This window comes from uncultured Maribacter sp., from assembly GCF_947496775.1.
In the GTDB taxonomy this organism is placed as follows: Bacteria; Bacteroidota; Bacteroidia; order Flavobacteriales; family Flavobacteriaceae; genus Maribacter_B.
Genome location: NZ_CANMDU010000002.1, coordinates 416,964 through 437,726 on the forward strand (window position 1 = coordinate 416,964; position 20,763 = coordinate 437,726).

The window sequence follows — 20,763 nt, forward strand, 5'->3', positions numbered from 1 at the left end:
TCTTAATTGTTTCGGTTAAGACGTTGTGCTAGTTCTAAAGCAGTCTGTAAATTTTGAATTTGTTTTTCGTACTCTTTAACGTCTTCGTCTAATTGATCAATTTCTTTTTTAGCATTTTCTACTTGTTTAACATCTCTTTTGGCATCAATTAACTTCTTATAGGTAAGAATAAGATTTTCATACATATTCCGATTTCCTAAAGAGTCTTTTGGAATATCGTTTTTTATAGTTATTAAGTCCGAGTTTATAGATTGTTCTAAGAAAAAATAACCTTCTTTGGTTTTATCCAAAGAATCTATAAGAACATCTACATGTTCTAACTCAGAAATGAATTTTTTCTGATACAAAAACTCATACTGTATTTTTTTGTTTTCGGCTCTTAGAACTTCATTTTCTTTCCAAGGTAGTTTGTAGCTAAAGAATATTGCGGTAAATAATAGCCCAAGCGTAACCACAAACATGAGTAAAAATAGTAGAAATGAGGATACTCTTTCTTTTTTATTTAAAATTTCCATAGTAGTTTGTATTTATTTAATCTGCTAAAAAGGAATGTCCGCCAGATTTACCAGTAGTACCGGATTTTTCTTGAACAATGTTTTCATTTACAAAAATTCCCATATCTCTACGTTTGCCAATATAATCTACTTGTGTAAGAACAGTAAACAAACGGTCTATGATACTTATAAAGGAATTTACAATAACCAGGTTTTCATTTATATCTATATGATTATAATTCATATTAATGATATTGGTAAATATTTTTTCGTAATCACCTCCTTTTAAATCCGTCCACTCCCCAAAATAATTAAATAATTGTTCCTTGTTTTCTGGTGATGATACATCTGCAGCGCTTTTAAAGAGTCTAGAAAAACTAACAATAATTTCCAATAGTTTTTTTGGATGCATTTGGTATTCTTCCCATTTTACAAAAGTAATTTGTTGAGATAGGTATGCAAAGAGTTTATCTACAACAATGTGCATGGCATCGGCTATAGGATTATCGCTTTGTTTGGTGTTTATCTTTTGGGCAATTAAAATGGAGCTACGTTCTGCCATTTTTAAAAAAGCTTCGGTAACGTTATAAAAATCTATAAGTGCTTCATTAGTTTCTAAAGAAGTAACTGGTGTAATGTATTCTGTTGCAATGGTTAAAGCGTTATTTTCTCTAACAATCTTAGCTATAGGTATTTGGTGTCCTCCAAGCCCTGATTTATAGAGCTCTGTGGTATTTATGAAGGTAAAAAAATAACTATGTGTTATAAAAGGGTACCTTGGAGGTATTTCTTTAGGATCTTGTTCTCCAAAGGCTACAGAATTTTCTGGGTCTACATTTAAGAGAACAAATCCTTCTTCGAGCTTATTGTTAGAGAACTCTTCTACGACGACATCTTCTGTAACCGCTGGTGTTTTATTGCTTATTTCTACACGTGTTCCATTGGGTGTTATGGCACGTAATTTTTTGATGGATATTTTTAAACTCTGGTGGGCATCAATAGTAATGGAGTACTCATTAGTATCACTAAGATGAGAAGATATAAGACCATAACCATCTTTACTCATTTGTAAGCTTGTTAAGTCTTTTACACTACTTTCCGCGTAATCTTGAAGGTTTTGAAAGTTCTCTTTTGAGATTTTCATACCATCAATCCAATTGGTTTTAAAATTTTTAATGTCCTCTATCATAATAATATATTATATACGTTGGCAAATAACTGTATCGCCATCTTTAAGATTATTTTTTTCTACTGTAAGTAATGCGTCTATATGCTTAGATGATCCAAACCATTGTGGTTTGGTCTGAAAATACCAGCCATAAGGATCCCCAGAGTCTTCTAAAACTTCAATTTTTGAATTTGTTTTTTTTACATTATAATCATTAATAAAAAAGAAAAAGAGCCTGCCTAAATCCATGTCTTTAGGAGCTTTTGCCTTAAAACTAGTAAGATGCTGCTCCTTTGTGTTTTTGTAAAACATAAAGTTTAACACAATCATATTCTTTAGCTCATAATGCTTAGGTGTTTCATATTTATTTCCTAATGGATAATACCATTTGGAGTATATTTTTACAGGGATACCTACAGCATAATTATATAATGCATAAAATGCTGTTGGGACTATAAAAATAGCTGTAACTAAAGAATAATATCCTAAATATTGAAGATCATTAAAATAAGAAGCAATTAGTATAATAGGTATAACCAAACTCAATGATGCTATTATTGCGAATAGTAACTCTTTAAATTTATTTTTAATATCAAACTTATTAAAGAGGGTTCTAAAAAAATATACATGTAATATACCTAGAATCATAGAAAAGCTTAACATAGAAAAATATCTAAGAAGCAAGGTTGTTTGTTTTAAGTTGTATATAATAATGGTAAATACCCCCATAAGTAATACTCCAAAAAGAAGGTATATGTAAAATTTTTTCCGTTGTTTTTTAAAAGCTGGGGTTTTTGATGCTAATAGGGTGAGCACCAATACTGTAACTACAAGCACAATTGCAAAAGGCATTAAGGCTTCTAGGCTTATGAATGATTTTAAGTAACGCTTAATCATAAAAATTATATTGTAGACGATATACCAAGTCTTCCAGAATATAGAGAATCACTTAGTGTAAAATGTTGTTGTTTCTTTTTTAAAGTAAAATCAATTTCAAAATCGCACTCAAAAGGCAGAGTATGATCTAAGAAGAAGTGAATTACGGAAACAATTTTGCCATTGGGTAAATAGTCATGAATTTTTTCTGGGTTTTTTATAGTGTCTATAGTAAATATGTATTTAGGTAAAAAAGTTTTACCACTGGCAGCAGTGGCAAGATTTATTCCCAATTGCAAAGGTTCATTAACTGGGTTTTTGTTTTCGATGGTGGCAAATTTTTTGGTTATGATTAATTTTTCTTGGACTATAGTTTCTAATACTTGTTTTATTAACGGTAAATTTCCTGCAATCTTATTCATAAATGGCATTGTCTTTAAAATTTTGGCCGATATTTCTTTAGGGAAATTAGGATTTATATTCCATAAATTAGATAAAAACGTTACCAGGTCAGCACTACCAAGCGATTCAAAAGAGGACTCTTCCTCTTTTTCTACACCAACTTTGTGTAGGAAAAACTCTTGTTCTAATGGTCTAAAAAAGGCTCTAGAATTTTCTTCTTCTATTTTTCTAGTTTTATAACCATCGACCATTTCATTAACAAAAGGTGTACTGCCAGCTGTTTTGTGAAAAAAACGTTCCGGAAAAATATTATAAAAACTTCTGCGCGTAAGGTTAACTATTATCTTTTCTTTTAGGTTTTCGTCTTCATTAATACTATAAATGTCTGGACTATACCTTCTTTTAAAATAATCAGAATAACGAAATTCTATATTAGAAGTAGCAATGGTTTCAGAGGCAAAAGTTTCTGCTTTTATATCAAAATCTAAATCAGATAGATGTTCTTTTATAGCTTGTAATTTGTTATTTTTCATCTATATTATTTTAATAAAGGTCTTGCTGCAGATACATATTTATCTTGCCAGTAGTTATCGTTTAAGTTTACAATTTCTACACCTCTAGGAGAATTAGATCCTAAAAATTTGCCATTTTGTAAATATATACCAACATGAGAGATTACTTTTTCTTTATGTCGTAATCTAAAAAACAATAAATCTCCATGTTTAAGTTTTTTTTGGCTCTTAAATGAAACGTCTAAATTAGTGTCAAATTGCTCTTGAGAGGTTCTGGGTAAATTTTTGTTGTATATTACTTTATAAATGTACTGAACAAAGGCAGAACAGTCAATACCTTTTTTAGTAGTACCTCCCCATAGATAAGGAACATCAAGCCATTCTTTTATAGTACCATACAATTTTTCATTTTCAATGTTTTCTTCTTTAAGACCTAGTAAAGAAGAAAATTTTGCTCTTTCTTCTTTTGTTAAATATATAGATGTAGTTTTTTTGGTTGGTGTCTTTTTAGCTAAAGCCTCTTGCGTCTTTAAACGTTGTGCTTCTTCAATTTGTCTTTTGTAATGCATTTGGTCTACACCATTATGTGTATTTTTACAACTAGCTATACATAGCACAATAAGAATTAAAAACAACAGTTTTAGTTTCATAATTATATTTGTAATTTATAGATAAATATAAGCGTTTATTAATTTCTAGCAGACTTTTTAATGAATAGTAAAAATATAAAAACTCACTTTGACCGAAACGTATTTCTTACATTTTTAGTATTACTAATTATTGGATTACTCCTTTTTGTATCTAAAGTAAATAGCAGTGTAGATTGTACAAATTCTGATTTTAAAATTATTGCGAGCTCTTTTACTACAGAAGATTTAATAGAGTTTAATAGTTTGGATAGTTCAGGAGTAGAATGGGAGTGGGATTTTGGAGATGCATCGGAGATAAAATATCAATCCAATGTAGTGCATCAATTTAAAAAACCTGGTATCTATAAAATTGGGTTAAAAATAAATGGACAGTGCAAAGTAGAAAAAGAAATTTCAATCACTAAAAATAAAATTTTAATCTCTCCGGAGTTAATTCCAAATATTATTCTTCCTAAAAATGTAAGAGTTGGCGATGAAGTAGAATTTTCTAATACATCTACATTTGCAAAATCATGGCAATGGAGTTTTGGAGAAACATTACATATAGACGGTACCACTAAAGATGTAAAATATGTATTTAAGACTCCTGGAGAAAAAACAATATTACTTGTTGTTAACGGAGATAGGCGTCATGAAGCAAAACAAAGAATTACGGTTTTAGATAAAAAAGAAAGAAAAAGAAAAATATCTTCGGCCAAAACAACAGTAGATCCCATTCAACAAGTGTTATCTGGTATTAGAGATACTTTGGAATTACCTTCAGAATCTAAAAAAGATAAAAAGGAAGAGATTAAAAAAATAGTAATTTCTTCAGATGAGATTAAAAAAATGCTAATTGGTTATGCTAACCGGGAGATAGATGATCGTGCTTTAAGAAATTACTTTTGCTATAGTAGTATACCAGTATTTAATAAGAATGGCAAAAGATTTACGGTTAACCAGTTATTTAATGAAATTAGAGACAAAAAGATTGATATTAAAAGTATAAAGCTTGTAAAGAACTCTAAAACTGGTTGTATTGTTAGTATGACGTTAGATATGAAGATTAAAAAAGCTCTGTTCTCAAAGAATTTTTAAGGACGGTATATAAAGTAAAATCTTACTTTTTTTACGTAAAAAGATGTAATTCATCGAAAACATTTTTTTTAATTCTGGTTAAATTATAAGTTTACAGTGTCCTTAAGTGACGTTATATAAATTATAAACTGGCAGTATTTGCCAAAAAACACATTATTTATGGCTTTCAAAGCAAGATTAAAAGTAGCAGGAAAAGAATTCAATGTTCTACAATGTTCTTACGATTTAAATCAAGAAGTTGATCCTACAGGAAGACCTTCATCTGTAACAAGAGGTGGTCGTATTGCCTTAACAGTAGAATCTAACGGAGAAACTGGTTTTTTCGAGTGGATGACGAACAACTTCGAAAGAAAAGATGGTAGTATTGTATTTGTAAAAAGAGATACGGATGCTACTTTAAAAGAAGTGAATTTTAAAGAAGGTTACTTAATTAAGTACAGAGAGAATTTTGAGTCTTCTGGACAAAACCCGTTAACAGAATCATTTACTATATCTGCTAAAGAATTATCTAGTGGTGGTGGTGAGCATATTAACGAGTGGGTATAATCTCGTAAATTGTACATTATTTAAAAGGAGGCATACTTAACTGCCTCCTTTTTACGTTTATTGTTTTCAATATCTATTTTAGATAATTTTTTTTTGACTAAATTTAACAAACTTTAAAAAAATATAGTATGGCTAGTAATTTTGGAATTGGAGCTAATGATGTTAAGGGTGATGCAAGTGAAGCTCTAAATGAAATACCACAAAACAGAACTTTAATTGCAGGGAAATTAACGCCAAACACCCCTGTTAAGCCTGAAGTTATAGAAGGATTAAAAACTGTAGAAGATTTATTTGAACATTTTGAGCCAGAGCTTAAAATACCTTTTGAAGATAAGAATGGTGGCACGCTTAATGAAACCATAAAATTCAATAATCTTGGCGATTTTGGAAAAAAGGGAATTACTAATAGTAGTGTTTTTTTAAAGGAATTAGAAATTGAAAGTGACCAATACAAAAAAATTATTAAGCAATTAAAAACGAATAAAATTTTAAAATCAGCTTTGCAAGATCCTGAAGCTAAAGAAGCATTAATACAGACTATTGATACTTTGATAAACGAAATTAAAAACACTAAATAAGCACCACAGAAATCATGGCAAAGACTTCACAAAGTAAGCAAGAATCACAGTTAAGTGACAAGCCTTTTATAGATCAGATAAAAGAAAAATCAGACGTATTAGCTAAGTTTGGTGGGTTCGATTTGTTAGAATCTGCAATAGACGAGGTGCAAAACGTAAACCCAGAACGTAAAGCGCGTAGAAAAATGTTTTTAACCGAAAATGGAAAAAAAGCAGAACGCGAGTCTTTACAAAAAACATTAGAACTTTGGTCTGAGACTTTAAAATCTGGTGATGATATCTTAGATCAAGTACAAGCAGCAGACGATAAATCTAAAGAATCGCAAAAATTATTAGATAAAAATTTAAAACTAGCTTTAAACGAAACCTCTGAACTAGAAAGTTCTTACCGTTCTGTGGCATTGTTTTATAAAAATACGGATCAAGCATCAATAAAAAACATATCTGTAATAAATGCAGAGTTAGATCAATTATCTGATCTAGATAATACCCGCTTTTTTGATCACATACGTGAAGAGTTAGTTTCTAAATATGACAGGTTAGATCTAAGAGAAAACTATTCTCTTATGGTTTTACCAGGCTATTTAGGTTCTAAATCTGTAGTAGATAAATGGGCAAAATTAGCGCATGATAATAAGGTTACTTTAGTAACAGATTTTGCTCATTTAGATGAGCCAGATGATGTTATGGAAATGTTCGAGAGTGCCGATTTAGCAAGTGGAGACATGTACTTATCTAATACTATTATGACCTGTAACTGGTTAGTAGGTAGAGGTAAACATGCCGAAGTAGGAGAAGAAGAAGATTTGCATGTGCCCCCATCTGGCGCACTTGCAGGAAAAATATATAAAACATTAATGTCTCAGGTTACCGCAGGTAAAAAGCACGGTGGACTTAGTGAGGTAGATGGTGTAAGCTTTGATTTAAAGAAAAGTGAAATTGCTAACTTAGAGAATTTAGGATTAGTACCTATGGTTAATGAGTATGGCAAAGTAATGGCATTTTCTGCAAAAACCTTATTTAATGGCGACAATTTAGGACTACAAACCTATTCTGTAGTACGTGTTTTTGATTATGTTACTAAGGTATTAATGGATTTTCTTAACCGTAGAGCATTTGAAAATTTTAATGCTAAAACAAGAAACGAAATACACAAACAAATTGTACATTTCTTAGATGGTGTTACAGGACCAGATAAACTAATCGAAAATTTTGAGATTAGAAGATTTGAACAAGACCCAACACAATTAGACCGTATTTTCTTAGACGTACGTTTAAAACCATATTTCCCGGCAAAAAACTTTTTAATTAAAATGGATGGGCAAAAAGGAGATGAAGGTACAGAATGGGATACCGATTATGAGCAACAATAATGTTGTAGCTTAAAAATTATACAAACACCTCTATTACAGTACTGTTTTAGAGGTGTTTTTTTTCATACACTTAGAGTGTATTTTAACGACTTTTTTTTGTAAGTAAATAAATACATAGTACTTTAACATTTTTAGACCCTTAAACCAAATAACATATGTCTTTTTTAGCCAAATTAATTATAGATGGTAGCGAATACAGTGTATTACATTGTACGTACAATTTTGAACAACCTATGGATAATACAGGTAAGCCTTCTGGTAAACCTCGTGGAGGTCAAATAATGATTACCTTAGAATCTCAAGGCAAATATGATCTTTTTCATTGGATGAAAGAACCAGAACAAACAAAAGATGGGGTTATTATATTCTTTAAACGAGATGCGCTATCTCGCTTGCAAGAGGTATCTTTTTCAGAGGGCTATTGTGTTAGTCTAGAAGAGGAGTTTGATGCTATTGATGATATACCAATGCAAAAGCGAATAGTAATTTCTGCTAAAACCATAACCATTGGTGATATGGTTTTTGAGAATAGCTGGGGGGAGTAAAAGAAAATCTGAAAAATCAAAAATGAGGAGAATTGAACTTTTGAAACAACGCCATGATTTAAAAAAAGGTTTGCGTAGGGCAAAATTTTCAATATATCAATCTACCCAGGAATCTTCTGAATTCTCTAAGCAGCAGCTGAAACGAAAAATTAATTCTAAGGCTAAACGTACAATAGCTCAAGTTGAAAGCAAGTCTTCATTGAGAAATTTTCTAAGACCATATGATTGGGTACTGGGTAAAGACGGAAAAGTTCGTTGGGATGAAAATGTAACTTCTAGTACTGATAAGGATTTAAATGGGAGAAAGTATATTGGGGCAGGCAAATATGATGGTTGGAATTATGCAAATAAAAATAGAAATTGGTTAGAAAAGGCTTTAGAATTTGGACCTAGTAATGTAGAATGGATAGGTTATCATCAATGGCAAGTAAAAAACACGCTATTAACCTTAATAAAAAATCAAGTTAATCGAAAATTAATACCCCTTACTGACGATGAATTAAGGATGAATAAAGCAAACTGGGGTAATGGCGCTTTTGAGCCTAGTAAGGAAAGTTTTGGAATAGTGGATGTTTCAAATTTACCAACTAAAGATACTAGATTTGATAATTATATTTTTACTGATTTTAATCTTGCAATTGGTGAAGGTGTAAAGATTCCTATTAAAGGTTCCTATTTGACTTTAAATGAAGGTCAAAAATATATAGATAGATTTAGAGTTGGCCAGAATATGGATATTTTACCACAAACTGACAGATTTACTAAGTATTCTTTTATATTTGGGAATAAATTTAGAAAGGATATTTTTGTTATAAATATTAGCTCAGAAGTGATGGATGACTATCTTAAATTAAAAAACTACCTAGGTTCAGATTAATATATGAGAATAAAAAATGTTTTTATAGTACTTATTTTAATAGTTCTATTATCTTTTATATTTAGACAGATTCATCTTACTTTTCTAGAAGATCTTAGGGAAGATGCTGAGTATTTTCTTAGTGATTACACACAATTTCAATCTAATTATTTTGAGAGTTTTCCTGAAAACAGGCAGGACATAGATTTTATGATTGAATGGTTCAAAGAAAACAGAGAAACTGTTAATTATACTTTTTTAGAATACGGTTATAATATTAAATACGATTCATTAAGTAAAAGGTCATATTTATATAGTTTTGGAAAAGATAGAGTTGATAATAATATGGAATCTACTCCATTTAATTCCAAATTTTATGTTCAATCTTTTTTAAATAGTGTGCCTATTTCTAATGGTAGTTTTAAAGAATATTTTTTTAGCTTTTTTAAAGAATATGATGTTATACTTGCTGATATTAAAGATTATAACCTAATCTGTGCAGAAAAACAGTTGCCATTTACAAGAAAAAATTTAGTGTTGGATATCCAATTATTTACTGGCTGTAAAAATTTAAAGGGTTCTGTTAATGAGGAAAAATTTGCAAATGAAATATATAACTTTTGCAAAAAAGAAATAGTAGCAAATTCAGAAACTACAGTTAAAAGAGTACTAGTATCCATTAATAAAAAAAGTGAAGTTACTATTTTATGTCCTGAAAATTTATCTTCTAAATATACAGATGATTTGAAATCAAAGTTGATTGCTTTTTTTAATCAAAAAAAAATAACTTACTTTGATTATGCTCTGTTTCCCTTGTATCTTCCTGAAGAAAGAATGGAGAATTAGATTTATTTTTGATTTTATATAAGAAATATTACTTCAATATATCGGACAAACTATCAGATGGTTTTATTTCTTGGATAAGAAAAAGTTCAGTGATTTAAATGATGACCCATATAATTACATACTGAGCATTTTGTTTTTTATTGTTATGGGTTTCCTAATAAATTTATAATGCAAAAAAATAAATGAAAAATAGTAAGATTAGATCTATTTTCTTAGGAATATTAACTTTAATGTGTTTAGCCTCTTGTGTTTCAAGGAAGTCTAAAAATAAACCTAAAACAATCATAGTAAAACACCGAAAATTTTCAAATAAATCTAAAATACCTTTAATTGAAAATTGTAAAAATGACCAAACAGAGGAATGTTTAAAAAAGACTATTAGTAACTTAATTCTTTTTGAAGTAAAAAAAAGAGAGCTAAATTTACTAAAAGACACATTGAAAATAGGTATTCGAATAAATGCGGATGGGACAACTTCCGTAATGGAAAATTTAACTAATAACTTTGCTCTAAGAAAAGTTGCCTTTGATGTATTAAATTCAATGGATGTTATACAACCTGCCTATTTTGAAAGTCAAAAAAGTTATAAAACTGTTTCATATTTTTGGTATATGATTATTGAAAATAATACCATAGTTGATGAGTTTTAAAATAAATAATAGGTTTAGGCTAATACTATTTTAATACAAACTATAAATGAGAAAATGGTTAGAAGATGTAAGAGCGCCAAAGATGTATCGTTATCTGTTTTATACGATGGTACGTTGGGCTAAAAGTTGGAATAACGATTCTCCCAATTTTTCATCCATGCTGTTAATGACTACTACTTTTGGATTTCAGTCTTCTTTTATTGTTGGTTTATTGGGAGCAATTATAGATATTAATATTTGGGGTTTGTACATAGTAGATTTAAACCCATTATTTTTATTAGTTTATTTTTTTGTTATTTGCCTAATATCTTACATTTTATTCTATTATAATGAGAAATTTTCTGATACTGAAAAAGAGTTTAAAAATGAAAGTATAAAACAACGAAGGTTAGGTTCTATTTATTTATTTATTTATTTATTTATTAGTTTTAGTTTATTATATTTAAATTATTTCTTTTTAAGGATGAATAATGTAAATTATAATTATCAATATTAATTTCTTAAATTTTTAGGTAGACTATATAGCACTTGTAGAGCAAATACAAAAAGAATTATATTTGGAAGAGCGTTCTATAAAACAAGACAATACACGTATTAAAGCGCCTAAAATAATCTTTAATACCGGATATTAATGAAAAAATGGTTAAAAGATGTAAGAGCGCCAAAGATGTATCGTTATCTATTTTATACCATGGTACGTTGGACTAAAAGTTGGAATAACGATTCTCCCAATTTTTCTTCTATGCTATTGATGACCGTTACTTATAGTCTTCAGATTATTTTCTTATTTGCATTATTTGATTTAATTACAGCCGTTAGTTCATGGGATTTATTTATAGCAGGATTTTATCCTTTTAGTTTATTTTTGATACTTATTATAACAGGCTTTATTTCTTATATTTTATTTTATCATAATAATAAATTTCTTCATATAGAAAAAGATTATAAAAATGAAAGTGAAAAGCAACGAAGATTAGGCTCTATTTATTTATTTATTTATTTATAAGTTTTAGTTCTATTTACATAGGCGGTTGGTTTTTAACTTTTCATAATCCCAATTATAATTAGTAAAATAGGTTTAAAAGTGTAATTCTAAGAAATTTAAGAATAGTAATAATAGATAGTAGCGAATACAGTGTATTACATTGTACGTACAATTTTGAACAACCTATGGATAATACAGGTAAGCCTTCTGGTAAACCTCGTGGAGGTCAAATAATGATTACCTTAGAATCTCAAGGTAAATATGATCTTTTTCATTGGATGAAAGAACCAGAACAAACAAAAGATGGGGTCATTATATTCTTTAAACGAGATGCGCTATCTCGCTTGCAAGAGGTATCTTTTTCAGAGGGCTATTGTGTTAGTCTAGAAGAGGAGTTTGATGCTATTGATGATATACCAATGCAAAAGCGAATAGTAATTTCTGCTAAAACCATAACCATTGGTGATATGGTTTTTGAGAATAGTTGGGGGGAGTAGTATCTATTATTTTGTTTAAATTCAAAAACAGTATTATTAATAATTATTTTTTCTTACTATTTTATTAGTATGACTACCATAGAACAACTAAAACTTAAGCACGATTTAAAGAAAGGATTACGTAGATCTAAGTTTTCAATTAGTAAATCTATACAAATGGAAACTAAATTGTCCGATAGGGATATTAATCGAAAAATGAAATCTAGTGTAAAACGTAATTTAAAAAAAATAGAATTAATTGCTGGTATGAGAAGCCAGTCAAAACCAAATGATTGGGTTTTAGGTAAAGATGGTAAATATGTTTGGGATGAAAGTGTTACTGCAGAGAATGATTCAGACCTTAATGGTAGAGAATATGTAGGGAATAAATTTTCTAAAGTAAAAAGCCATTTTATAAAGAATAATAGTTGGTTTAGCAGAAATATCGGAAGTAAAAGAGACGGTCTACAGTCTTTTGTTGATTCAGGTAGTTATTATAATGCTAAAGTTCCACTAATAATTCAGGATGTTTTTAACAGGTATCTTTGGAAGTATAATCTAAAAAGTAATGGCAACAACAGATTGAGTAATGTAAATTTTGATAAAACAAATGTTAATGATGACTTGGAAATATTATTTACAAATCAAAACATTCAAGTTTCAGGTGCATTATGTTTAAATGGAATAGAGAATAATTATAATGCTAACTTAAATACATCCGCAATTAGCAGTAAAGGATTAAGTCTTGTTGATTATTTTGATGAGCATCCATTTGCTAACTCTACTTTGGTAAAAACTTTTTCAGGTGAAATTAAAGGCCAATATTTTGCAATTACAAATAAGCTAGTAAAAAGCCGTTTGCCTGTCATAGCAGTACATTTTGATGATAAAGTAATCTATAAAAACATTAAAAATTGGTATTTAAAGCATGGTAAAAATCTTAAAAATGAAATTGAAGAAAACCCTTGGAAAAATTAATAAACATATATATATAGGATTATTTGTTTCTTTTGTTTTTTGTGTATATTTTTTTTCCATATATAATGATTACATTAAATTTTATGATGATACTAAAATAGAAAAAGAATCAGAGAATTTATCAAATTTTATTTATGAATATACAATCCAATTTGGACAAGAAGATTTAACAAATCTTGAAGAGGTACGAAAAATGGAAACATGGTTAAATAATACCTTTGTTTTATCAGATGAACAAAAAAATCTTTTAAGTTATGGCTATGAAATAAAATATTTTGAAAAACAAAATCTTTATTTATTTTGTCTTTATGGTGGTGATAAAAAAAGAAGTGAGAGTAATGTAACTGTTATTGATGAAATAAAAATGGATGGAGAATTAATTGTAGAGAAACCATCTTTTATAGAATACTGTTTTAATTTTTCAAATTATGATAGAATCTTATTTGGGTATTATAAAAAAGGTAATTGTTACAAGAGAAAACCTTCTTATTATTTTTATAAAAACTTAATAGCCGTTAATGCTACAGAGACTAGTCTAATGGAAGGCTATTTAAAAAAGTTTGAGCAACAGCTACTAATTAAAAAAGATACGATTAGCAATAATAATTTATTAAAAACTATTTATTTTAAGTTTAAGAATAAAAATATTGAATTATTGTGTGAGGATGACTTTAAAAATGAAAAACTTGTAGAGGTAGGTGTTAAGCTTCAAAAGTATTTTAATAGTATTGACTTGCATGATATAGATTACGGAGTTTTTCCTATTTACATACAAGAACCTAAGGTAGAATTATAATCCGTAAACCAATATTTACAAAGAAAAGTGCGGCATACTTTAGGAGAACGTATAGAATCTTTAAAGTTTGAGGTAGACTATGTAAAACCAATAGAACAAGTACAAAAAGAACTATATTTGGAAGAACATGCTATGAAACAAGACAATACACGGGTTAAAATACCTAAAATATTTTTTAATACCGGATATTAATGAAAAAATGGTTAGAAGATGTAAGGGCTCCAAAGATTTATCGTTATCTATTTTATACCATGGTACGTTGGGCTAAAAGTTGGAATAACGATTCTCCTAATTTTTCTTCTATGTTGCTAATGACTATAACTTTTGGATTTCAATTATATTTTTTAATTGATTTATTAGATTTCTTAACTGCTATTAATATTTGGAATCTTTACATTAAGGGATATTATCCATATAGCATTTATATTATATATTTTATAACAGGATTAATTTCTTACATTTTATTTTATTACAACAATAAATTTTCTGATACTGAAAAAGAGTTTGCTAATGAAAATGAAAAGCAGCAAAGATTAGGATCTATTTATTTATTTATTTATTTTTCTATTTATTTATAAGTTTTGGAAGTCTTTATGTCCAAATTTAAAAAATCTATCGGAGAGTATTCATAATAGAATAACAGATATCAATGAAAAAATGGCTTAAAGAAATAAGGGCGCCAAAGTTCTACAGATATCTTTTTTATACCATGATGCGCTGGACCAAAGGTTGGGGTAATGATTCGCCTGCCTTTTCTTCCCTATTGTTAATTTCTATAACTTTTATACTTCATTTTTTATTTTTATTGAACTTAATTGGTGTTGTTATAGGTATTAATTTTTGGCATTTATATTTTGGTGAACTTGGTCCTTTATATATTATTCCTTTTATGCTGGTATTTGGTTTAACTTGTTATATTTTATTTTATTATAACGATAAGTTTGTAAAAATAGAAAAAGAGTTTATCAATGAAAATGAAAAGCAACAAAGATGGGGGTCTATCTATCTATTTATTTATTTATTAATAAGTTTTAGTCTTTTTTATGAGTGTATGTGGTTGGTGACATTTAATAATCCTAATTATTAAAATAGTTTTCAAAACAGGATATCAATGAAAAAATGGTTAGAAGATGTAAGAGCTCCTAAGTTGTTTTGGTATTTATTTTATACCAATGCGAAAGCGAATAGTAATTTCTGCTAAAACCATAACCATTGAAGTAAAACGAAACAATTTAAATTTAAATCGTTATTTTGTCGTTGACCATGAAAATGTTGTTATAGGTAGTAAGCATTCATTTGCCTCTTCATATGGGAAAGAAAGGGTAGTGCAATATGATATATCAAGTAAGCAAATAAGCGAAATCATTTCGAGTTCTAAAAAAATATTCTCTGATTTAATGAATATTACAGTTAGTGAAAAGGAAGATGCAAAAATATGGAAGTCTTATGATACTATTGATGAAAAGAAAATTATTATTGTAACTGTTGGTCTTCCTTGTGCATTTATAGGAGCTGTTGAGGCAGCACCATTTATATATGCTTACGGACAATCAACATTACCTAAAGTTACAACGGAGCTGGGTAAAGCATTTACCATGAACACAGGGAGGAAGATATTGGTAAATGGTTCTTATAATGTTTTAGAGCAATATGCAACTATTGGGTTAACAGATAATAAATGGGGCTTAGACAATTTGAGAAATATTGATAAATTTGATGTGGGAGTGAGTGCTTTTTTTAGTAATTTTGGAGGTGTTGTTTTGAAATCTGCATTTGATTATAAATCCAAAAATGATTACGGTGTAAATAATTTGGTTGATTTTTCTGCTAATTTGCTTGTTGGTAGTTTAAAATATAAAGCTAGTAGTTTATTTGTTAAAGGAATAGGGAAACCGTTGTCTACTTTTACTCCAGGTATCGGTGATATTTTTGCTCAGGGAGGAAAAATCACAATAAAAACTACAATAGGAGCTGCCTCCAAAAAAATCAAAGAAAATTAAAAGTTTTGAAAAAAAAATATTACTATATATTTGGTTTTTTTCTTTTTGTAAGCGTTTTATTAACGAATTCTATGTTGTCAAAAATTGAGATTGACCAAAATGAAGAACGTACTATTGGCTTAGTATATGATATCGATGGAGGAACTGCAACGGCTAGTCCAAGTTTGGTCTATAAATATATAGTTTCAGGTAAAGAGTATCACTCAACGTCTTCATTTTCTGGAAATAAAAAAATGTATTTAAATCATTTTTATGAGGTTAGGTATTCTTCTAAAAGCCCTGATTTAAGTGAAATTTTATTAGATAGTATAGTTAGTGATATAGTAATGATTAAAAAAGCAGGTCTAACTTTACCCGAAAAGAAGAAAAAGAAAAGGAATCAGTTTCGAAAAAACTAAGGTTTCACAAACAGCACACGAGTAAGAGTTCCCAAAACACTATTTAATGCCGGATATTAATGAGAAAATGGTTAGAAGATGTAAGAGCACCAAAGATGTATCGGTATTTATTTTATACGATGGTACGTTGGGCTAAAAGTTGGAATAACGATTCTCCTAATTTTTCTTCCATGTTGTTTATGACTGTCACTTTTGGATTTCAGTTATTATTTTTACTGAATTTAATTGGTGTATTTATAGGGGTTAACTTTTGGTATTTGTTTTTTAGAGAAATTAATCCATTATTTATTACACCTTTTATGTTGGTGTTTAACTTAGTTCCTTCATTTGTTATATTTTATTATAATAATAAATTTCTTCAAATAGAAAAAGAGTTTATCAATGAAAATGAAAAGCAACAAAGATGGGGGTCTATCTATTTATTTATTTATTTATTTATAAGTTTTAGTCTTTTTTATGGGTGTATGTGGTTGGTGACATTTAATAATCCTAATTATTAAAATAGTTTTCAAAACAGGATATCAATGAAAAAATGGTTAGAAGAAGTAAGGGCTCCAAAGATGTATCGTTATCTGTTTTATACGATGGTACGTTGGGCTAAAAGTTGGAATAACGATTCTCCTGCTTTTTCATCTATGCTATTGATGACTACTACTTTTGGATTTTATGCTTTTTTTTTATTTGCATTATTTGATTTAATTACAGCCGTTAGTTCATGGGATTTATTTATTGAAGGATTTTACCTATATAGTATATTAACATTATTTTTAATTACAGGTTTTACTTCCTATTTTTTATTTTATCATAACGATAAGTTTCTTCAAATTGAAAAAGAGTTTGTTGATGAAAATGAAAAGCAACGAAAATTGGGTTCTATTTATCTGTTTTTATATTTATTTATAAGTTTTAGTTCTATTTACATAGGTGGTTGGTTTTTAACTTTTCATAATCCCAATTATAATTAGTAAAATTGGTTTTTATATAGAAGAACATACTTTTGAAACTAGACAATACACGGGTCTAAAATGCCTAAAATAATTTTTAACACAGGATATTAATGAGTGGTTGGATAAATAGTGTAAAATTGCCTAAATTTTATAGGTATATGTTTTATAGAATATATATTTATTCTGTGAAGTTTGGTAACTCTTCTCCAGAGTACTCAACTCTATTAATGCTTTCATTAACTATTTTAATTCAAAGTCTTTGTTTAATTACAGGTTTAGATGCTTTATTAAAGATTGGTATTTCTAATGTTTTGTTTAACAACGGGCCTATTGTTACAATAGTTCTTTCCTTACTATTGTTATATACAATTCAATATTTATTTTATCGTAAGAATAAATGGAAAAAGTATATTAAAGAATTTGAAAAAGAAACAGATAAGCAGCGTTATTTAGGAAAGTATGCGTTAATTATTTATTTGTTTGTTAGTTTAATAGTTTTATTCAGAATAATGCTTTGGTTTGTAACTTTTAATAAAACAAGTTATTAAATTAATTTTTAATACGAGATATTAATGAAAAAATGGCTTAAAGAAATAAGGGCGCCAAAGTTATATAGGTATTTGTTTTATATCATGATGCGCTGGACCAAAGGTTGGGGTAATAATTCACCTGCCTTTTCTTCTGTATTGTTAATTTCTGCAACATTTCTTTTTCATTGTTATTTTTTGATGAATTTAATAGGAGTAATTATTGGAGTTAATTTTTCATATTTATATTTTAGGGGACTCAATCCTTTGTGTGGTATTCTTCCTTTAATTTTATTGGGTTTAATTTCTTATATTTTATTTTATCATAACGATAAGTTTCTTCAAATTGAAAAAGAGTTTGTTGATGAAAATGAAAAGCAACGAAAATTGGGTTCTGTTTATCTGTTTTTATATTTATTTATAAGTTTTAGTTCTATTTACATAGGCGGTTGGTTTTTAACTTTTCATAATCCCAATTATAATTAGTAAAATTGGTTTTTATATAGAAGAACATACTATTTAACACTGGATATTAATGAAAAAATGGTTAGAAGAAGTAAGGGCTCCAAAGATGTATCGTTATTTGTTTTATACCATGATGCGCTGGGCTAAAAGTTGGAATAACGATTCTCCTGCTTTTTCTTCTGTACTGCTTATGTCTTTAACATTTATGATTCATCTTTTATTTTTAATTGATAGTTGGTGTAGCTATGGGAGTTAATTTTTGGAATTCATATTTTGGAGAGCTTAGCGCTGTACATATAATATCTTATATGTTACCATTTGGTATAATATCCTTTTTGTTGTTTTGTTACAAAAAAAAAATGGGAAAAAACAATAATAGAATTTAAAGGTGAAAGTATAAAACAAATGAGATTAGGTTCTATTTACTTATTTACGTATTTACTTATAAGTGTAGTTTTATTTTGTGTATCATTGTGGTTTATAACATTTAATAATCCTAATTATAAATAGTATAATAGTTTTTGATATAGAAGAACATACTATGAAACAAGATAATACACGGGTTAAAGTGCCTAAAATAATTTTTAACACAGAATATTAATGAGTGGTTGGGTAAATAGTGTAAAATTGTTTGAATTTTATAGGTGTATGTTTTATAGAATATATATTCTGTGAAGTTTGGTAACTCTTCTCCAGAGTATTCAACTCTATTAATGCTATCATTAACTATTTTAATTCAAAGTCTTTGTTTAATTACGGGTTTAGATGCTTTCTTTTTCGCTGTTATTTTTAGATGAATTTAGTAGGAGTAATTGTTGGAGTTAATTTTTCATATTTTTTTTTAAAAAATCTTACACCAGTGCACATAGTAGCTTTTATATTAGTATTGTACTTACATCGAAAAAAAAGGTATTGTTTCCTAAATATTGTAGTGTTTTTAATCTAAAATCGTATTTTAGTGGATTAGATTTTATTATGTTTTATTACAATACTTGTAAGACTTTTTATTTCAAATACCTACTCATGAATAAAAAATACTTTTATTTTTTAATTTCATTAACTTTTTTATCAAATATTTATGCTCAAGGAGTTAAAGAACCACTGGTTATAGGGGCAAACAGCAATACAACGGTAACTCTTTTTTTTCCAAATTCTATAGAGAAAGTAATTCCGCCATCTGTTAATTATAAATTCGATTTTGAAGCCGGTGGTAGTATTGGACTACTTAAAGCTCGTAAGGGAAATACTAGTAATTTAACAGTTATTACTTCAAAAGGTGATGTATATTCTTTTCTGCTTAAATATTCAGAAAAAATAGAAAAATTTAATTATATAATTAACCCAAATTCTTCTGTTGGTAAGACAAAATTATCTTCGAATGATAAAGAAACTCTAGAACAGGAAAATGACGTTGTTAAACAAATTTCAGATAGCAACCTAGAAGAAGAACAAACTCCTACTGATATTACGTTTCAGACCGTAGATTTAAAAAAGAAAAAAGAAAAAAGTGTAGTCCAAAATCAGAACCAAGAAGAGTATTTTAAACAAGAAAATACGAAGGATTTGCCTGAAGATCCTGTTTATGAAAGTGATCTTTATGAATCCGATAAAGAAGAGTATTTTCGTGTTTTTTGTGAAAATAACTACCTTCAAAAAAGTATATATAAAAGGAGTTTTAGGCAAAGTAAAAAGATTTTGGTAAGGCTTAATAATATTTTGATAGATAGAGACGAAATGTATTTTATGGTTTCGCTAGAAAATACTTCTAAAAAAGAATACAATGTACATGGGCTAAGCTTCTTTCTTAAAGATAGTAAAAATGCTAAAGCGGTGATTAAAAAACCCATTTATACCTTTAATTTACAAAAAGTTATAGATCCCGAAAGTAATAATGAAGTGGTTTATGTTTTTAAAAAATTTGCTCTTGAGTCTAAACAGATTTTAGAAATAGTTTTAGATGAAAAAGAAGGGAACAGAATGGTTATACTTCCCTTAGATATTAAATATTTAAATTTAGTTGCTAAATGAGAATTTTATTATGGGTAGTTGTTTTTTTAGGAGTAAATTCTATTGCAGCACAAGCGTTTTCTAATTCTTTTATGGTAAACGGAGGGTTATTTGGGGATGGTTTCGGAGGGGAAATTACATTTAATACCAATTTAAATGAAGAATCTTTTACGCAAATAGGTTTAGATGTTTCTGTATCCAATTATATATCCAAAAAAACATCTATTCCTTATTCTAGTTATACCTTATCCTATTCTTATTTCACTACACTTTATTCTTCTGCAAGACGCTATAAAGTACTAAGTATAGGAGGAGGACTTTTGGCTGGATATGAACTTGTTAATGGAGGGCAAAATGAACTCTCGAATATTGTTTTTATAAATGGGGAAAGTAAATTAATATATGGTGCAGTTGTTGGGGCAGAAATAGATGTAATTATTAGTAATAGACTTTCTGTCGTAGCTAAAACTTCTCAATTTTATCATGTCAATAGTGATTTTGGTAAATTCACAAATTTCTCAGGTTTAGGCTTGCGTTACTATTTTTTCAGATAATAAAAAACTACAATGAATAGCTTATATAAATATTTAGTTGGTTTCTTTTTGGTATTA

The 20,763-nt window shown here is 28.3% G+C and carries 30 protein-coding genes; 25 read left to right on the forward strand and 5 right to left on the reverse strand.

Translation table 11 applies throughout. From position 1 onward, the window contains the following. Nucleotides 1-2: 2 nt before the first annotated feature. From tssO to Q0856_RS06530, 5 genes are read right to left on the reverse strand one after another with little or no spacing between them, the layout of a single operon-like run. Nucleotides 3-515: a type VI secretion system TssO gene (gene tssO, locus Q0856_RS06510; protein WP_298503559.1), complete on the reverse strand. Its 513-nt coding sequence runs from the start codon at nucleotides 513-515 to the stop codon at nucleotides 3-5. A gap of 16 nt (nucleotides 516-531) precedes the next feature. Next, nucleotides 532-1,683, reverse strand: a complete 1,152-nt coding sequence (locus tag Q0856_RS06515; RefSeq protein ID WP_298503561.1) for a hypothetical protein — start codon at nucleotides 1,681-1,683, stop codon at nucleotides 532-534. 9 nt (nucleotides 1,684-1,692) lie between these two features. Beyond that, nucleotides 1,693-2,559: a TssN family type VI secretion system protein gene (locus Q0856_RS06520; RefSeq protein ID WP_298503563.1), complete on the reverse strand. Its 867-nt coding sequence runs from the start codon at nucleotides 2,557-2,559 to the stop codon at nucleotides 1,693-1,695. A 5-nt stretch (nucleotides 2,560-2,564) separates the two neighbouring features. Then, the gene (locus tag Q0856_RS06525; RefSeq protein ID WP_298503565.1) at nucleotides 2,565-3,473 is read right to left on the reverse strand and encodes a hypothetical protein; all 909 of its coding nucleotides are present in this window, start codon (nucleotides 3,471-3,473) and stop codon (nucleotides 2,565-2,567) included. 5 nt (nucleotides 3,474-3,478) lie between these two features. Then, the gene (locus tag Q0856_RS06530; RefSeq protein ID WP_298503567.1) at nucleotides 3,479-4,102 is read right to left on the reverse strand and encodes a C40 family peptidase; all 624 of its coding nucleotides are present in this window, start codon (nucleotides 4,100-4,102) and stop codon (nucleotides 3,479-3,481) included. Nucleotides 4,103-4,162: 60 nt separating this feature from the next. Here Q0856_RS06530 and Q0856_RS06535 point away from each other — a divergent pair, with 60 nt between their 5' ends. The 25 genes from Q0856_RS06535 to Q0856_RS06655 all read left to right on the forward strand — a co-directional run bounded on the left by Q0856_RS06535 (nucleotide 4,163) and on the right by Q0856_RS06655 (nucleotide 20,706). Next, entirely contained in the window at nucleotides 4,163-5,179 is a 1,017-nt protein-coding gene (locus Q0856_RS06535) for a PKD domain-containing protein (protein WP_298503569.1), read from the forward strand. Nucleotides 5,180-5,338: 159 nt separating this feature from the next. After that, nucleotides 5,339-5,725 carry a type VI secretion system tube protein TssD gene (gene tssD / locus Q0856_RS06540; protein ID WP_298503571.1) on the forward strand — a complete coding sequence of 129 codons (387 nt, stop codon included), beginning with the start codon at nucleotides 5,339-5,341 and terminating at the stop codon, nucleotides 5,723-5,725. 128 nt (nucleotides 5,726-5,853) lie between these two features. Next, nucleotides 5,854-6,303, forward strand: a complete 450-nt coding sequence (locus Q0856_RS06545) for a hypothetical protein (RefSeq protein WP_298503573.1) — start codon at nucleotides 5,854-5,856, stop codon at nucleotides 6,301-6,303. Nucleotides 6,304-6,317: 14 nt separating this feature from the next. After that, nucleotides 6,318-7,676, forward strand: a complete 1,359-nt coding sequence (locus Q0856_RS06550) for a DUF5458 family protein (RefSeq protein ID WP_298503575.1) — start codon at nucleotides 6,318-6,320, stop codon at nucleotides 7,674-7,676. A gap of 155 nt (nucleotides 7,677-7,831) precedes the next feature. Further along, the gene (gene tssD / locus Q0856_RS06555; protein WP_298503577.1) at nucleotides 7,832-8,221 is read left to right on the forward strand and encodes a type VI secretion system tube protein TssD; all 390 of its coding nucleotides are present in this window, start codon (nucleotides 7,832-7,834) and stop codon (nucleotides 8,219-8,221) included. Then, nucleotides 8,184-9,098, forward strand: a complete 915-nt coding sequence (locus tag Q0856_RS06560; RefSeq protein ID WP_298503579.1) for a hypothetical protein — start codon at nucleotides 8,184-8,186, stop codon at nucleotides 9,096-9,098. Before tssD (Q0856_RS06555) ends, Q0856_RS06560 begins: the two co-directional genes overlap by 38 nt. A gap of 3 nt (nucleotides 9,099-9,101) precedes the next feature. After that, a complete protein-coding gene (locus Q0856_RS06565; protein ID WP_298503581.1) occupies nucleotides 9,102-9,923 on the forward strand; it encodes a hypothetical protein in 822 nt (273 codons plus the stop codon). Nucleotides 9,924-10,105: 182 nt separating this feature from the next. Beyond that, nucleotides 10,106-10,573, forward strand: a complete 468-nt coding sequence (locus Q0856_RS06570) for a hypothetical protein (protein ID WP_298503583.1) — start codon at nucleotides 10,106-10,108, stop codon at nucleotides 10,571-10,573. A 46-nt stretch (nucleotides 10,574-10,619) separates the two neighbouring features. Then, entirely contained in the window at nucleotides 10,620-11,069 is a 450-nt protein-coding gene (locus tag Q0856_RS06575) for a hypothetical protein (protein WP_298503585.1), read from the forward strand. Between the two features lie 135 nt (nucleotides 11,070-11,204). Then, complete coding sequence (locus Q0856_RS06580) at nucleotides 11,205-11,579, forward strand: hypothetical protein (RefSeq protein ID WP_298503587.1); 375 nt, start codon at nucleotides 11,205-11,207, stop codon at nucleotides 11,577-11,579. A gap of 110 nt (nucleotides 11,580-11,689) precedes the next feature. Then, nucleotides 11,690-12,055 (forward strand): type VI secretion system tube protein TssD, encoded by a 366-nt coding sequence (tssD, locus tag Q0856_RS06585; protein ID WP_298503620.1) that lies wholly within the window; start codon nucleotides 11,690-11,692, stop codon nucleotides 12,053-12,055. A gap of 69 nt (nucleotides 12,056-12,124) precedes the next feature. Beyond that, nucleotides 12,125-13,012 carry a hypothetical protein gene (locus tag Q0856_RS06590; protein WP_298503589.1) on the forward strand — a complete coding sequence of 296 codons (888 nt, stop codon included), beginning with the start codon at nucleotides 12,125-12,127 and terminating at the stop codon, nucleotides 13,010-13,012. Further along, nucleotides 12,981-13,808 carry a hypothetical protein gene (locus Q0856_RS06595; RefSeq protein WP_298503591.1) on the forward strand — a complete coding sequence of 276 codons (828 nt, stop codon included), beginning with the start codon at nucleotides 12,981-12,983 and terminating at the stop codon, nucleotides 13,806-13,808. The genes Q0856_RS06590 and Q0856_RS06595 overlap by 32 nt, the downstream gene beginning before the upstream one ends. A gap of 27 nt (nucleotides 13,809-13,835) precedes the next feature. Then, nucleotides 13,836-14,000, forward strand: coding sequence for a hypothetical protein (locus Q0856_RS06600; protein ID WP_298503592.1), 165 nt, complete (start codon nucleotides 13,836-13,838; stop codon nucleotides 13,998-14,000). After that, nucleotides 14,000-14,386, forward strand: coding sequence for a hypothetical protein (locus Q0856_RS06605; RefSeq protein ID WP_298503593.1), 387 nt, complete (start codon nucleotides 14,000-14,002; stop codon nucleotides 14,384-14,386). The genes Q0856_RS06600 and Q0856_RS06605 overlap by 1 nt, the downstream gene beginning before the upstream one ends. A gap of 71 nt (nucleotides 14,387-14,457) precedes the next feature. Continuing rightward, the gene (locus tag Q0856_RS06610; protein WP_298503595.1) at nucleotides 14,458-14,895 is read left to right on the forward strand and encodes a hypothetical protein; all 438 of its coding nucleotides are present in this window, start codon (nucleotides 14,458-14,460) and stop codon (nucleotides 14,893-14,895) included. Nucleotides 14,896-14,980: 85 nt separating this feature from the next. Then, on the forward strand, nucleotides 14,981-15,808 hold the full coding sequence (locus Q0856_RS06615; RefSeq protein WP_298503597.1) for a hypothetical protein: 828 nt from the start codon (nucleotides 14,981-14,983) through the stop codon (nucleotides 15,806-15,808). A 71-nt stretch (nucleotides 15,809-15,879) separates the two neighbouring features. Next, on the forward strand, nucleotides 15,880-16,206 hold the full coding sequence (locus Q0856_RS06620; RefSeq protein ID WP_298503598.1) for a hypothetical protein: 327 nt from the start codon (nucleotides 15,880-15,882) through the stop codon (nucleotides 16,204-16,206). A gap of 59 nt (nucleotides 16,207-16,265) precedes the next feature. Further along, entirely contained in the window at nucleotides 16,266-16,706 is a 441-nt protein-coding gene (locus tag Q0856_RS06625; protein ID WP_298503599.1) for a hypothetical protein, read from the forward strand. Between the two features lie 24 nt (nucleotides 16,707-16,730). Continuing rightward, a complete protein-coding gene (locus Q0856_RS06630) occupies nucleotides 16,731-17,171 on the forward strand; it encodes a hypothetical protein (RefSeq protein ID WP_298503601.1) in 441 nt (146 codons plus the stop codon). Between the two features lie 92 nt (nucleotides 17,172-17,263). Beyond that, on the forward strand, nucleotides 17,264-17,701 hold the full coding sequence (locus Q0856_RS06635; RefSeq protein WP_298503602.1) for a hypothetical protein: 438 nt from the start codon (nucleotides 17,264-17,266) through the stop codon (nucleotides 17,699-17,701). A 24-nt stretch (nucleotides 17,702-17,725) separates the two neighbouring features. Next, nucleotides 17,726-18,166 (forward strand): hypothetical protein, encoded by a 441-nt coding sequence (locus tag Q0856_RS06640; protein WP_298503604.1) that lies wholly within the window; start codon nucleotides 17,726-17,728, stop codon nucleotides 18,164-18,166. A gap of 49 nt (nucleotides 18,167-18,215) precedes the next feature. After that, complete coding sequence (locus tag Q0856_RS06645) at nucleotides 18,216-18,401, forward strand: hypothetical protein (RefSeq protein WP_298503606.1); 186 nt, start codon at nucleotides 18,216-18,218, stop codon at nucleotides 18,399-18,401. A gap of 767 nt (nucleotides 18,402-19,168) precedes the next feature. Next, nucleotides 19,169-20,173 (forward strand): DUF4138 domain-containing protein, encoded by a 1,005-nt coding sequence (locus tag Q0856_RS06650; RefSeq protein ID WP_298503608.1) that lies wholly within the window; start codon nucleotides 19,169-19,171, stop codon nucleotides 20,171-20,173. Then, entirely contained in the window at nucleotides 20,170-20,706 is a 537-nt protein-coding gene (locus Q0856_RS06655; protein WP_298503610.1) for a conjugal transfer protein TraO, read from the forward strand. Before Q0856_RS06650 ends, Q0856_RS06655 begins: the two co-directional genes overlap by 4 nt. Nucleotides 20,707-20,763: the final 57 nt, after the last annotated feature.

Coding starts and splice junctions, on each gene's coding strand:
- Q0856_RS06535 (WP_298503569.1), top strand. CDS start 4,163: ATGAATAGTAAAAATATAAAAACTCACTTTGACCGAAACGTATTTCTT.
- Q0856_RS06630 (WP_298503601.1), top strand. CDS start 16,731: ATGAAAAAATGGTTAGAAGAAGTAAGGGCTCCAAAGATGTATCGTTAT.
- tssO (WP_298503559.1), bottom strand. CDS start 515: ATGGAAATTTTAAATAAAAAAGAAAGAGTATCCTCATTTCTACTATTT.
- Q0856_RS06520 (WP_298503563.1), bottom strand. CDS start 2,559: ATGATTAAGCGTTACTTAAAATCATTCATAAGCCTAGAAGCCTTAATG.
- tssD (WP_298503577.1), top strand. CDS start 7,832: ATGTCTTTTTTAGCCAAATTAATTATAGATGGTAGCGAATACAGTGTA.
- Q0856_RS06650 (WP_298503608.1), top strand. CDS start 19,169: ATGAATAAAAAATACTTTTATTTTTTAATTTCATTAACTTTTTTATCA.
- Q0856_RS06610 (WP_298503595.1), top strand. CDS start 14,458: ATGAAAAAATGGCTTAAAGAAATAAGGGCGCCAAAGTTCTACAGATAT.
- Q0856_RS06530 (WP_298503567.1), bottom strand. CDS start 4,102: ATGAAACTAAAACTGTTGTTTTTAATTCTTATTGTGCTATGTATAGCT.
- Q0856_RS06635 (WP_298503602.1), top strand. CDS start 17,264: ATGAGTGGTTGGATAAATAGTGTAAAATTGCCTAAATTTTATAGGTAT.
- Q0856_RS06580 (WP_298503587.1), top strand. CDS start 11,205: ATGAAAAAATGGTTAAAAGATGTAAGAGCGCCAAAGATGTATCGTTAT.
- Q0856_RS06525 (WP_298503565.1), bottom strand. CDS start 3,473: ATGAAAAATAACAAATTACAAGCTATAAAAGAACATCTATCTGATTTA.
- tssD (WP_298503571.1), top strand. CDS start 5,339: ATGGCTTTCAAAGCAAGATTAAAAGTAGCAGGAAAAGAATTCAATGTT.
- Q0856_RS06570 (WP_298503583.1), top strand. CDS start 10,106: ATGAAAAATAGTAAGATTAGATCTATTTTCTTAGGAATATTAACTTTA.
- Q0856_RS06565 (WP_298503581.1), top strand. CDS start 9,102: ATGAGAATAAAAAATGTTTTTATAGTACTTATTTTAATAGTTCTATTA.
- Q0856_RS06615 (WP_298503597.1), top strand. CDS start 14,981: ATGCGAAAGCGAATAGTAATTTCTGCTAAAACCATAACCATTGAAGTA.
- Q0856_RS06605 (WP_298503593.1), top strand. CDS start 14,000: ATGAAAAAATGGTTAGAAGATGTAAGGGCTCCAAAGATTTATCGTTAT.
- Q0856_RS06640 (WP_298503604.1), top strand. CDS start 17,726: ATGAAAAAATGGCTTAAAGAAATAAGGGCGCCAAAGTTATATAGGTAT.
- Q0856_RS06655 (WP_298503610.1), top strand. CDS start 20,170: ATGAGAATTTTATTATGGGTAGTTGTTTTTTTAGGAGTAAATTCTATT.
- Q0856_RS06575 (WP_298503585.1), top strand. CDS start 10,620: ATGAGAAAATGGTTAGAAGATGTAAGAGCGCCAAAGATGTATCGTTAT.
- Q0856_RS06620 (WP_298503598.1), top strand. CDS start 15,880: ATGTTGTCAAAAATTGAGATTGACCAAAATGAAGAACGTACTATTGGC.
- Q0856_RS06545 (WP_298503573.1), top strand. CDS start 5,854: ATGGCTAGTAATTTTGGAATTGGAGCTAATGATGTTAAGGGTGATGCA.
- Q0856_RS06515 (WP_298503561.1), bottom strand. CDS start 1,683: ATGATAGAGGACATTAAAAATTTTAAAACCAATTGGATTGATGGTATG.
- Q0856_RS06645 (WP_298503606.1), top strand. CDS start 18,216: ATGAAAAAATGGTTAGAAGAAGTAAGGGCTCCAAAGATGTATCGTTAT.
- Q0856_RS06550 (WP_298503575.1), top strand. CDS start 6,318: ATGGCAAAGACTTCACAAAGTAAGCAAGAATCACAGTTAAGTGACAAG.
- Q0856_RS06625 (WP_298503599.1), top strand. CDS start 16,266: ATGAGAAAATGGTTAGAAGATGTAAGAGCACCAAAGATGTATCGGTAT.
- Q0856_RS06595 (WP_298503591.1), top strand. CDS start 12,981: ATGAAATTGAAGAAAACCCTTGGAAAAATTAATAAACATATATATATA.
- Q0856_RS06590 (WP_298503589.1), top strand. CDS start 12,125: ATGACTACCATAGAACAACTAAAACTTAAGCACGATTTAAAGAAAGGA.